General features: G+C 38.9%; 9 protein-coding genes. 7 read left to right on the forward strand and 2 right to left on the reverse strand.

What is annotated here, in order from left to right:
• The 5 genes from Q1553_RS02055 to Q1553_RS02075 form a co-directional block, all read left to right on the forward strand.
• Window positions 1-1,056 (forward strand): hypothetical protein (locus tag Q1553_RS02055; protein WP_300842715.1); only part of this gene is annotated, 1,056 nt, incomplete at its 5' end.
• Window positions 1,057-1,062: 6 nt separating this feature from the next.
• Window positions 1,063-1,677, forward strand: a complete 615-nt coding sequence (gene gmk / locus Q1553_RS02060) for a guanylate kinase (protein ID WP_297570942.1) — start codon at window positions 1,063-1,065, stop codon at window positions 1,675-1,677.
• Between the two features lie 75 nt (window positions 1,678-1,752).
• Window positions 1,753-5,013: a carbamoyl-phosphate synthase large subunit gene (gene carB / locus Q1553_RS02065; RefSeq protein ID WP_300842716.1), complete on the forward strand. Its 3,261-nt coding sequence runs from the start codon at window positions 1,753-1,755 to the stop codon at window positions 5,011-5,013.
• A 30-nt stretch (window positions 5,014-5,043) separates the two neighbouring features.
• Window positions 5,044-5,553 carry a hypothetical protein gene (locus Q1553_RS02070; RefSeq protein WP_297570938.1) on the forward strand — a complete coding sequence of 170 codons (510 nt, stop codon included), beginning with the start codon at window positions 5,044-5,046 and terminating at the stop codon, window positions 5,551-5,553.
• Between the two features lie 4 nt (window positions 5,554-5,557).
• Window positions 5,558-6,013: a hypothetical protein gene (locus tag Q1553_RS02075; RefSeq protein ID WP_115551120.1), complete on the forward strand. Its 456-nt coding sequence runs from the start codon at window positions 5,558-5,560 to the stop codon at window positions 6,011-6,013.
• Here Q1553_RS02075 and metA read toward each other — a convergent pair.
• Window positions 6,000-6,887, reverse strand: coding sequence for a homoserine O-succinyltransferase (gene metA, locus Q1553_RS02080; RefSeq protein WP_297570935.1), 888 nt, complete (start codon window positions 6,885-6,887; stop codon window positions 6,000-6,002). The genes Q1553_RS02075 and metA overlap by 14 nt on opposite strands.
• Window positions 6,888-6,896: 9 nt before the next feature.
• Window positions 6,897-8,195, reverse strand: a complete 1,299-nt coding sequence (locus Q1553_RS02085) for an aminotransferase class V-fold PLP-dependent enzyme (RefSeq protein WP_300706436.1) — start codon at window positions 8,193-8,195, stop codon at window positions 6,897-6,899.
• A 178-nt stretch (window positions 8,196-8,373) separates the two neighbouring features.
• Here Q1553_RS02085 and flgE point away from each other — a divergent pair, with 178 nt between their 5' ends.
• Both flgE and Q1553_RS02095 read left to right on the forward strand, forming a co-directional pair.
• Window positions 8,374-10,629, forward strand: a complete 2,256-nt coding sequence (flgE, locus tag Q1553_RS02090; RefSeq protein WP_297600456.1) for a flagellar hook protein FlgE — start codon at window positions 8,374-8,376, stop codon at window positions 10,627-10,629.
• Between the two features lie 193 nt (window positions 10,630-10,822).
• Window positions 10,823-12,556, forward strand: a 1,734-nt coding sequence (locus Q1553_RS02095) for a Cache 3/Cache 2 fusion domain-containing protein (RefSeq protein WP_300842717.1), incomplete at its 3' end; no start/stop codon positions are given.

Raw genomic sequence — 12,556 nt, forward strand, 5'->3', positions numbered from 1 at the left:
GATTTGGGCGAGGAGATGGATTTGGGTGGCGATTCTAGTGCCGGTGAGGATTTGGACTTTAGTGATTTGCAAGCAGAGCTTGATAATATTGAAGTCGCGGAGGATTCTAAAGAGGAATCTTTGGAATCTCAAGGCGAGGATTTTGATGTGCAGTTAGAAGGCTTAGGTGGCGATGATATTAAGGGCAATAGTGCGGATTTTGCAGAAACAAGCGAAGAAGGAGAAGCAGATTTAGACTTGGATTTGGATTTTGATAACGAAACAAAAGAAGCGGAAAGCCTAGAAAATGCAGAATCGGATTTGTTGGCAGATGAAGATTTGGGGTTGCCTGTACTTGATGAGGAAATGGGCGATGAAAAAGCGGTAGAGACAACAGAGGAAATAGCGCAAGATATGGGCGAGGAAAGTGCGGATTCTAATGCCTCCGGACTGGATATAGGAGAATTGGGGGATTTAGAATCTAGCTCTAATGATGTATTGGATTCCGACTTTGGAGACTTGGATTTATCCACGGATTCAGGAGATTCATTGGCTGATTTATCTGCGGAAGCTTCAGAATCCACAGAAGAGGATTTAGGTGATTTAAATTTAGAATCTCAAGAGCAAACGCAAGAGGAACTAGACCTTGATATGGGGGCAGAATCTGAAATTGCAGCACAAACCAATGAAACGGAATCAGAGAATGCGGAGGATTCCATAGCAGAGGATTTAAGCGAGAATTTGGAAGCGGATTTGACAGGAGATTTAGATTTGCCTTTAGAGGAGGAATCAAAGACAGAGCCTGCCGCGTTAGAAAGCGGCTTAGACGAATTTGATAGCTTAAGCGTAGAGGGAATGAGCGAAGCTTTGGGAGAACCTATTGCAAAAGCCCCAAATCTCACTCCAATCGTGCCAAATGCAAGTGTGGCAGAGGATTCCACATTGCCAAGCAATATTCAAGCAAATTCGCTAGAATCTCTCATTGGCGCATTGCAAGCCTTGCAGTCCCAAAATCTAAAAGATTTGCTAAGCGGTGCGTCTATTAGTATTAATATTCAATTTCCTAAAAAAGACTAAATGTTTATGAAATACAAAGGAGCGATTCTCATTCTTTCTGGTCCTAGCGGGGCAGGAAAAAGCTCATTATATAAAATTTTAGCACAAGAGTTTCCTAGCCATTATTTTTCTATTTCCTCTACTACACGCAAGAAACGTGAGGGCGAAATAGAAGGAGTGCATTATTATTTTATTGAAAAAGATGTCTTTGAAAATGGAATCCAAAAGGGAGAATTTTTAGAGTGGGCGCAAGTGCATGGAAATTATTATGGCACTTCTAAAACGCAAGTTTTAAAGGCGTTACAAGAGGATAAGCTTGTGATTTTTGACATTGATGTGCAAGGACAAGCAAATCTTAAAAAAATTTTTCCAAATCAAACGACAAGCGTGTTTATCACAACACCAAGTAAAAGCATTTTGAAAGAGCGTTTGAGCGGGCGCGGAAGTGATAGTGCAGAGGTGATTCAAAAGCGATTAGAAAATGCGCTAGATGAAGTGGAAAGCCTCCATAATTTTGATTTTTTAATCATTAATGAAAACCTAGAGGAATCCGCTAAGCAACTTGTTTGTATTGCAAGAAGTGCATTTTGCAAGGCAAGTTTATATCAGCTTCAACCTTTATTGCAAAATTGGAAAAAATAGAATTTTCCCTCAAATTTTTAAGTCATAAAACGCTAGAATTACGAAATTTTAACCCAAAATTGCAAGAAGGATTTTATGCCAAAACGAAATGACATTCAAACAATTCTATTGATTGGTTCAGGACCAATCGTCATCGGGCAGGCGTGCGAGTTTGATTATTCAGGCACACAAGCTGCAAAAACACTCAAAGAGTTAGGTTATAAAGTCGTGCTGATTAACTCCAATCCAGCAACGATTATGACAGACCCAGAGTTTGCAGACCGCACTTTCATTGAACCAATTACTGAAGAGGTGGTTGCAGATATTATTAAAAAAGAAAAAGTAGATGCGATTTTGCCTACTATGGGCGGACAAACAGCACTAAATATCGCAATGAGTATGTTTGAAAAAGGAATGCTTCAAGGAGTGCAATTTCTTGGTGCAAAACCCGAAGCAATTAAAAAAGGTGAGGATAGGCAGGCGTTTAAAGAGGCAATGCTAAAAATCGGTATGGATTTGCCAAAATCTCGTTATGCCTACACACTTGAAGAGGCGTTAGATGCTGCAAGAGAGATAGGATTCCCACTTATTATTCGTGCAAGTTATACCTTAGCGGGAGGTGGAAGCGGTGTCGCTTATAATATTGACGAATTTAAGAATCTAGCGCAAAATGGTTTAGAAATTAGCCCTATTGGTGAGATTTTGGTTGAAGAATCCTTGTTGGGTTGGAAAGAATACGAAATGGAGGTGATTCGTGATAGAGCGGATAATTGCATTATCGTATGTAGCATTGAGAATTTAGACCCAATGGGAGTGCATACAGGGGATTCTATCACGATTGCCCCAGCATTGACGCTGACAGATAAGGAATATCAAAGAATGCGTGATGCCTCCTTTGCTATTTTGCGCGAAATTGGTGTGGATACAGGCGGGAGCAATGTGCAATTTGCCATTAATCCTAGCAGCGGCAGAATGACCGTGATTGAGATGAACCCCCGCGTTTCGCGCTCTTCCGCGCTTGCTTCTAAGGCAACAGGTTATCCAATCGCCAAGGTTGCTACCTTGCTTGCAGTAGGTTTTACTTTAGACGAAATCAAAAACGACATTACAGGCACGCCTGCAAGCTTTGAACCTAGTATTGATTATATTGTAACAAAGATTCCTCGTTTTACCTTTGAGAAATTTCCACAAGCAGATTCTACCCTGACAACTTCTATGAAATCCATTGGTGAAGTTATGGCGATTGGCACAACTTTCAAAGAATCCTTGCAAAAAGCACTCAATAGCTTAGAAACAGGAATCTTTGGCTTTACGCCCAAAAGCAGTGATTTAAACGAGATTCAACGCGAAGTGCGACGCCCAAATGCCGAGAGATTGCTTTATATTGCCGACGCGTTTCGTCGCGGAATCAGTGTAGAAGAAGTGCAAAAATGGTGCAAAGTAGATTCCTATTTTCTCAATCAAATTGCAGAAATCATTGCGCTAGAGCAACAAATTTCTTTTGAAAGACTTAACAATGCAAATTTCTTAAGAAAAGTCAAACAATATGGCTTTAGTGATAAAATGCTTGCTTTTTTAGTTAATAAAACCGAATCCCTAGAATTGCGCGAAGAGGATATTTATGCTTTGAGGCAAAAGGCAAAGATTGGTTTAAGTTACAATGAAGTAGATACTTGCGCGGCAGAGTTTGCTACCCAAACCGCATATTTGTATTCTACGATTCCTTTTGAGTGTGAGTTGAGTCCAGAGGTTCCACAAAGCAATAAGAAAAAAGTGCTCATCATCGGTGGAGGACCCAATCGCATTGGACAAGGAATAGAGTTTGATTATGCTTGCGTGCATGCAAGTTTCGCTTTGCGTGATATGGGCATTCAAAGCATTATGTATAATTGTAATCCCGAGACCGTTAGCACGGATTACGACACTAGCGACACCCTCTACTTTGAGCCAATCACCTTTGAGCACGTGCGCAGTGTGATTGAGCGTGAGAAACCAGATGGAATCATCGTGCATTTTGGTGGGCAGACACCTCTGAAACTCGCTAAGAAGCTTACGACAATTGGTGCTAAAATCATCGGCACAAGTGCAAAAACTATTGATATTGCAGAGGATAGAGAAAAATTTGCAAAATTTGTGGAAGAAAATGGACTCATTCAACCTAAGAATGGCACAGCCTATACGAAAGAAGAAGCAATTAATATCGCCCAAGACATAGGATTCCCTGTGCTTGTGCGTCCTAGCTATGTGTTAGGCGGACGCGCAATGCGGATTGTTTATAATATGAACGAATTGCAAGATTATATGAGTGAGGCGGTGAGCGTCAGCGAGGATAGCCCTGTGCTCATTGACAAATTTTTAAATAATGCCATTGAATTAGATGTGGATATTATTTGTGATGGCAAGGAAGTTTATATTGCGGGAATTATGCAGCACATTGAAGAGGCAGGAATCCATAGCGGTGATTCTGCCTGTTCATTGCCTACAATTAGCTTATCAGAGGAGCGCATAAGAGAGGTTGAGGAAACAACTGCAAGGATTGCTAGAAATCTAGGAGTAGTGGGACTAATGAATACACAATACGCAATCTTTGAAAATACACTTTATCTTATTGAAGTCAATCCCCGCGCAAGTCGCACCGTGCCATTTGTAAGCAAAGCGACCGGGATTCCGCTTGCAAAGGTTGCCACTGATGTAATGGTAAATGGAGATTTGAAATCTGCACTTGCGCGTTATGATAAATTCCAAAAAACAGAGTTTAAAAATGGTTTATATAAACCCAAAACCCCTAAACATATTGCAGTCAAAGAATCTGTTTTTCCATTTAATAAGTTAAGCGGTGCGGTGATGGTGCTAGGACCAGAAATGCGCTCAACAGGTGAAGTTATGGGGATTAGCGAGAGTTTTGGGTTAAGTTTTGCCAAAAGTCAGTTGGCTTGCAAAAATTCACTTCCTACAAAAGGAAAAATTTTTATTTCTCTTCGTAGTCTTGATAAGTCTCAAGCGGTTTCGCTTGCAAAAGATTTGCAACATTTTGATTTTCATCTTTGTGCGACAAAAGGCACAGCAGAGATTCTAAAAAATGCTGGAATTGCTTGCGAGGAGGCATTAAAGATTAGCGAAGGGCGTCCAAATATTGGTGATATGTTCGCTAATGGGGAAATTGCTTTGGCGATTAACACAAGTGATGAAACTTCAAGCAAGGACGACACAGACAAAATCCGCACTCAAGTTTTGCGCCATAATGTGCCTTATTTTACGACGATTGAAGCTGCACGCGTGGCGGTTTGTGCGATTAGTGAGTTAAAATCTCATAATCCAAATCTGGCAAAAGCGATTCAGGATTACTTGGCGCAATGATGAGTAAAATGTGAATAAGGATTATAGCCAATGGATTTTTTCACAGATTGTGAGGTTGCACCAATCTTTTTAGCCCAAAGCGATACGACAGCAGGATTTTTGTGTGCTGATTTTGTGAAGCTCAATGCAATTAAAGGACGTTTAAAAAGTCAAAATACGCTTTTAACCTTAGATTCTTTTTGTAAGCTTAAAAATCTTGTGAGGATTCCTGAAAAATATAAAAATAGAGTGCGCAGGAGCACAAAAAATACTTTTATTTATAGTGGCAAACACGCCTTATTAAGAGAAGGTAGCGAGAATACAAAACTTGCGATTCGTGTTATCAAGCCTCATAGATTGCAAGAGACTTCCCACGCAGATTTTTTGCGATTCTTCCCCTTTTTGTATTCTAGCTCTGCTAATGCACATCATCAAATGTTTCATTTAGATTTTGCGTTGCAAAAGGCGGATATGGTGATTTTAGATAAGCGAGGTTTAGCGGAATCTCAACCTTCTAAAATCTATAAAATCTCAAATTTTAATCTTAAATGTATTAGGTGAATCTATGAAATTTGTCTCTTCTGTGCTTGTAAGTTTTATGCTAGTTTTTTTGCTTTTTGCTGTTTTTTGGGCAACAATTTTTAGTGGATATATTCAATACTATGGAATCAAAGTATTTTTTAATCCATTTTTTTTCAATGTTTTTAATATTTACGCATTTATCTTTTTTGTTGCTATTTTTGGAATCGGTTTTGTGATTCCGTTTGTGGATAAAGTATTCAAGTTTTTGTTTGTCGTCCTTTTGGGTTGTGCGATTTTGCTTTTTATCCCAAACTTTGGGCGTGCAATGGGGGAAATTTTTTTGGCAAAAGATTATACCTTGAATATTCAAGGAGAAATGAGAAATATTCACGGGCTTTATGAGGATAGGCATTATATTGTTTATTTGAGTGAGGATTCAGAGGATTTTGAGACACGCAAGCGGAATCTCGTGTATTACGAGAAGCCTAATGCAGAATAAAAGGTGTGTCTTGATAGACGGCAAAGTTAAGCCAATTTGAAAACAGCACGCTCGCAGAGGAACGCCAAATAAATAGAGGATTGTTTGCCTCATCATAATAATGGGAGGGCGGGGTAATCTCTAAACCTTGATTTAAGTCGCGTTTGTATTCTAAATCCAAAGTTTTTTTAGAGTATTCGGGGTGTCCTAAAATAAAAAAGTCTTTTTCATCTTTAAGTGCAGCAATCCCGCTACGCTTTCCCTCAAGCAGAATTTTCAGATTCTTATTTGCGCGCACTTGTGCTTCATTGATGCCAGAATGTCGCGAATGTGGAATCTTGACAATCTCATCTAAACCATTTAAGAGCAAGTCTTTTTCTACCCAATAGTGGTCAAATATGCCAAAAAGTTTAGAATCTAGCGGGACTTTTTGGATTTTGTGGAAATAATGTAATCCTGCCATTGCTCCCCAACAAAGATAGAGGGTGCTTGTGCAATTTGTTTTTAAAAAATCCATTACGCGTGTAAATTCTTTCCAATATTTTACCTCTTCAAATTCCAAATGTTCAATCGGCGCACCTGTAACAATCGCACCATCAAATTTGCGATTCTTAATCGTTTCAAAATTAACATAGAATCGCTCTAGGTGCGATTTTGGCGTATTTTTACCAATGTAGCTTGCGGTAGAGAGTAGGGTAATATTGACTTGCAAGGGAGAATTTGCAAGGAGCGAGAGAATCTGATTTTCTGTTTCTATTTTGGTAGGCATAAGGTTAAAAATCAGCACTTCCAAAGTGCGAATATCTTGAGATTTCGCGTGATTGCAGCCCATAATGAACGCATTTTGTTTGAGAAGTGAAAAGGCTGGAATGTCCTCTGGAATGACTAATGGCATAAAATTTCCTTATTTTTCTAATGCTTGTTTTAAATCCGCAATTAAGTCTTGCGGGGATTCCAAACCAATGCTTAAACGAATCGTGCAAGGTGTAATCCCAGCGGATTTTAACTCGGCTTCGCTTAATTGTGAATGGGTTGTGGAAGCAGGGTGAATCACAAGAGATTTAGAATCCCCTATATTCGCGACAATCGCAAAGATTTCTAATGCGTTACAGACTTTTTTAGCCTCTTCAAAGCTACTCACTTCAAAACTCAAAAGCCCGCTTGCGTTAGAATCTGTGAAGTATTTTCGCAACAAAGAATGGTAAGGATTGTTTTCTAAGCTGGGATAGAATACATTTTTGACTTTTGGGTGAGTTTGGAGGAATCGCGCAACTTCTAGTGCGTTTTGGCTATGCTTTTTGATTCGCAATTCTAATGTTTCTAACCCTTGTAGGATAATCCACGCATTTTGCGGTGAAAGTGTTGCGCCAATATTTCTTAGCCATTCGGTGATTAATCGGATTCCAAAGATTGGCAACGCATTTGCTAAAGTAGCATAAACAAGTCCGTGATAGCTTTCATCTGGGGTATTAAAAGCGGGGTAGCGAGGGTTATTGACAAGCAAATCATTTAATTCTTTGCGTTCAATCACAGCTCCGCCTAGTGCGCTTCCTTGACCATTGACATATTTGCTTAGGGAATAAACTGCGACATCTACTCCAAAATCAAAAGGCTTGTGCAAAAATGCAGTAGCGACGGTGTTGTCGCAAATCGTTACGATTCCATATTTTTGGGCGATTTTGGTGATTTTTTCTACATCTGCAATAGAAATTTGTGGATTGGAGAGACTCTCAAAGAAAATCACCTTGGTTGTCTCGTCAATCACATTTTCCAAAGTACCCTCAATATCGTCAATATCAAATACTTTAGAATGAATGCCGAATCTCTTTAGGGTATGCACGATAAGCGTTTGTGTGCCACCATAGATTTTATTGGAATACACAATGCTATCACCATTTTGTGCGAGATTAGCAAGTGCATAAAAAATGGCAGCAGTTCCGCTAGCCGCAGCAACTCCAAATGCGCCACCCTCCACAGCAGCAAGGCGGTCTCCTAGTATTTTGTAAGTAGGATTTGTCAATCGGGAGTAAATATTGCCTAATTCTTGTAAGCCAAATCTTGCCGCTGCTTGCTCCAAAGTCTCAAAGCTATAAGCGGTATTTTGATAGATTGGCACGCTTAAAGTGCGCTGTGTATCGTAAGTATAGCCTGCGTGCAATGCGAGTGTTTCTTGTGTGTAATTGTTGTGCAATAAATTTGCCATTTTGTTTTCCTTTATTAAAATTTCGCGGAATTATAACATAAAATTTAGAAAATACAATATGTATTTATAAATTTATTGCAATTTTTAAAATCTTGCAAAATAAAATACTACTAATAAAAAAGTGGAACGATACTTGCTTTACTCTTTGCAAAATACTTTTTTAGATAAAGGATTACAAATGTTACGTTCATTATGGTCAGGTGTAAGTGGTATGCAAGCACATCAAATTGCTCTTGATGTGGAATCCAATAATATTGCAAATGTGAATACAAACGGCTTTAAGTATTCTCGTGCGGATTTTTCTACAATGGTTAGTCAAACTCGCCGTTCTGCTACGATTCCTTATGCAGGATATGGAGGGGTAAATGATTATTCCGTAGGGCTTGGAACAAGCATTAACACAACAACAAAAGTCTTTGAACAAGGTTCTTTGCAAAACACAGATAGGAAAGCAGACTTAGCTTTAAGCGGAAATGGTCTGTTTGTCGTTAGCAACAATGGTGGTTATACAAAAATGTATACCCGTGATGGCGCATTCTCTTTTGATGCAGTAGGAAATCTTGTAACTACAAGTGGATTTATTGTGCAAGGTTGGTTAAGAGACCTTTCTAAGCTAGATTGCGCGTGCGGAAGTGGCGAACTCAATAGAGTAGATTCCACAGGTCCTATTAAAAACATCACGATTGACCCTCGTATGACTGTGCCCGCCAAAGCTACAAGTAATGTAACTGGTAATATCAACCTCACAAGTGGTAGAAAAACAGAAAATATCACTTGTCCAAGCCCGCTAGATAGCTCTGCAGCAAACAACTATATTGCGGGTGGATTAGATAGAATCTATGATTCAAACGATAAACAACTTGAAGTGGAGCAAGATATGGGAGTAATGTTTGATGCAAGTGGAGAAGCCTTAATGCTGCAAGAAGGGCAAGGGATTTGGGTAAGCTATCAAACTGCAACCTCAAACCGCATAATGCTTGACCCCAATCCTGCTGCTGGTCCTGTTACAACCACTGTTACAATCAATGGACAAACCATTACTTGGACAAATGACGCAAGCGTCTCTGGTTCTTCTCATCTTTTGGCTGCACAAGTTGCAATTAACAATTTAAAAGACAAAACTGGTGTAGAAGCACTCACGCAAAATGGAATGTTAATCTTACAAAACCTCAACCAACTAGATGGTGATGGCTCTAACAAAAACATTCGTGCAAGCGGATTTGATAATGGAATCTTTGCAAATGGAGGATTTACAGATGCTCAAGGTAACTTGTTACCACAAGCAGATTCTCAAACCGTAACGACTGCATTTAAATATATCTATACAACGCAAACCGATGCGGATTCTGCTTCTGGACAATTCCGCACCACAGAGGATTTGCGTGCTGTAATGCAACAAGATGCAAATAAAATCAAGGCTTTTGGTGGAGATTCTGCAGCTGCAGCAGCTGGTATTGCAGCAGGCTTTGGTCAAAGCAGTTATAGTGTCAGTGTGATTTTGAATAATTCAGGACAATTTGAAATCAACAACAAACAAGATGGAATCGCAAATGGTGGTAATTGGGGTGCTTATGATAACCTTAATATCTTTGTTTCAGCATACAACGACACACTCAACACAACTAATGTGCTTTTCAAGAATCAAATGAAAGGAATGAATACAGGAGTGCTAGTAGAGGGCGGAAATGTAACTAGCACCGGTGGATTTAGAATGGCAAATTTTGGGCAAACTGTGGAAATTTTTGATAGCCTTGGAAACAAACACGAGTTTCAGATTGAATATACTAAGGTGCAAGGAAACCAATGGAATTGGCGTGTTATCGTGCCAGAACCAGCAGAGCTACTTGGAGCAACTGCACAGCGTCCAAATATCTTAGAAGGTGGAAATGTAACCTTTGGTGAGCAAGGAGAATTGCTAGGATTCAACCCTTCTACAATTCAGTTTAAGCCAAACAATGGCGCAAAATTCCCACAAGCTATTAATCTAAACTTTGGAGCAGGTGGTGGATATGATGGATTGACAAGCACTGCAAAAGAATCTGAAGCAAAGAAAATGATAGGAGATGGTTATGCGTCAGGAACACTCAAAGATTTCTACTTTGACCAAACCGGAACGATGATAGGTGTTTTTGACAATGGACGAAATTTTGCCCTAGCACAAGTGGCTGTAGCAACTTTTGCTAACTATGAAGGCTTGCAAGGAACAGAAAACAATCTTTATGCAGAATCCCCAAACTCTGGCGATCCAACATTTGGTCCAGCAGGGACAGGCGGGCGAGCTAATATTCAAGCCTCTAAGCTAGAGATGAGTAACACGGATTTAAGTAGAGGTTTAACACAACTTATTGTTGTGCAACGCGGATTCCAAGCAAACTCTAAATCTGTAACGACTTCTGACCAAATCTTGAACACTTTGCTCCAGCTTAAACAATAATCCTTAATCTTTCGTGTAGGCTTTTGCCTACACATTTTCTTTTGCTTTGCTATTGTAAGCAAAGCGACGAGAACTCCTCACACAAATAATCTTTGTCTCTCATTCGGGATAAAAGTTTAAATTATATTTTAATTTTTATTATAAATATTTTAGATACAATTTAAATTTTAATTTAGCAACACAAGGAATGAAGATGTGGGACAAACTTTCTGTGGGGAAGAAATTTTCCTGTATTCAGTCGCTCATTGCGTTGATTATCACAATACCGCTTGTATTATTTATCTCGCATACTATGAGCAAATTTTCTCAAGAGCAAATGGCGGCACAAATCAAACAAACTGCCACAATCGTAGAGGGTAACTTCCAAGTTATTGCCGACCAAATTATTAGTGAAACGGATTCTACATTGAAACTTTTTGAAAATAATTTGGCAACACTTTATGGGGGACAAGGGCGTAATAGTTATAGAATCGGGGAAACTATCAGAAATGGTAATTTGAATGTGCCAAGCTTCTATTATAATGGAATTAATCTTGTAGGCAATACGGAGCTAGTGGATAACTTTTCTAATTTAACCGGAGGTGTGGCAACAATTTTTGTCAAAGATGGGAATGATTTTGTTAGGATAACAACTTCTTTGAAAGACCAACAAGGTAATCGTATGATTAATACTACACTAGGAATCTCTCACCCAGCTTATGCAGAAATGACAAAAAGCAACCCAAAGATTTTTTATGGCAAGGTGCATTTGGGTGGAAAGGACTATATGTCTGTTTATAAACCGATTCTTGGTGCAAGTGGAGAGATTTTGGGAATTTTATTTATTGCTTATGATTTAACAAATTCCTATCAACTCATTACACAAAAATTAAGCAGAATCCCTATTGGAAAAAACGGAAAAATCGTCATTTTTGATAAAACACAGGATAAATTTATATTTGGGCACGAGGGAAATCCAAGTAAATTCGCTCATCTTACAAACATCAAACCAGAGACAGAAATTTTTTACAAACACCAAAATAATAGCAAAGAATATTATGGCTATATAGATTATAATCCGCAATTGAATGTTTATATTTTGATTGAGGCATTAATAAGTGATTTTACAGAGGCAAACAACAAGATAGAATTTCTCATAATTGCTGGAATTATTCTTTTGTTTTTTGTGATTTTGCTTGCTTCTTTTGTGATTATCAAATTTTCTTTGCTTAGTCGTGTCAATGGTATTTCTGTTTTACTCTTTGATTTTTTGAAATACCTAAACCACGAGACGCCAAATCCTCCTCTGCTCACAAAACCAAAAGCAGAAGATGAGATTGGGGCAATGCGAATCGCAATCAATCAAAATATCCAAAGAATCCAAAGAGGTTTGGCAGAAGACGAGCAAGCTGTGCAGCAATCTATTGAGGTTGCAAAATCCATTGAGGAAGGAGATTTCACTGCAAGAATCGTAGAGAATCCTCACAATCCACAACTGATAGAATTAAAGAATGTATTAAATGCAATGTTAGATGTCTTACAACATAAAATTGGTAGCGATATGAATGAGATTTCACGCGTCTTTGAAAGCTATATTGCTTTGGATTTTACGACCGCTGTTGTCAATGCACAAGGAAGTGTAGAAACCACTACAAATGCTTTGGGTGAGAGCATTAAAGAAATGCTGCACACTTCGTCAGGCTTTGCCAAGGAGCTAGAAGCAAGTGCAAAAGATTTGAATCAAGCAATAAGAAACCTTACTGAAGGCTCACATAATCAGGCAGCTGCATTGGGGCAATCCGCTGCGGCTGTGGAGGAAATTTCAAGCTCTATGCACAATGTAAGCGACAAAACTGCAGAGGTTACAAGACAAGCAGAGGATATTAAAAGTATCGTGAATGTGATTAAAGACATTGCAGACCAAACAAATTTGCTTGCTCTTAATGCA

The sequence above is a fragment of the Helicobacter sp. UBA3407 genome, assembly GCF_949747025.1.
GTDB lineage: Bacteria > Campylobacterota > Campylobacteria > Campylobacterales > Helicobacteraceae > Helicobacter_D > Helicobacter_D ganmani.

Coding starts and splice junctions, on each gene's coding strand:
- Q1553_RS02070 (WP_297570938.1), top strand. CDS start 5,044: ATGGATTTTTTCACAGATTGTGAGGTTGCACCAATCTTTTTAGCCCAA.
- gmk (WP_297570942.1), top strand. CDS start 1,063: ATGAAATACAAAGGAGCGATTCTCATTCTTTCTGGTCCTAGCGGGGCA.
- Q1553_RS02075 (WP_115551120.1), top strand. CDS start 5,558: ATGAAATTTGTCTCTTCTGTGCTTGTAAGTTTTATGCTAGTTTTTTTG.
- carB (WP_300842716.1), top strand. CDS start 1,753: ATGCCAAAACGAAATGACATTCAAACAATTCTATTGATTGGTTCAGGA.
- flgE (WP_297600456.1), top strand. CDS start 8,374: ATGTTACGTTCATTATGGTCAGGTGTAAGTGGTATGCAAGCACATCAA.
- Q1553_RS02085 (WP_300706436.1), bottom strand. CDS start 8,195: ATGGCAAATTTATTGCACAACAATTACACACAAGAAACACTCGCATTG.
- metA (WP_297570935.1), bottom strand. CDS start 6,887: ATGCCATTAGTCATTCCAGAGGACATTCCAGCCTTTTCACTTCTCAAA.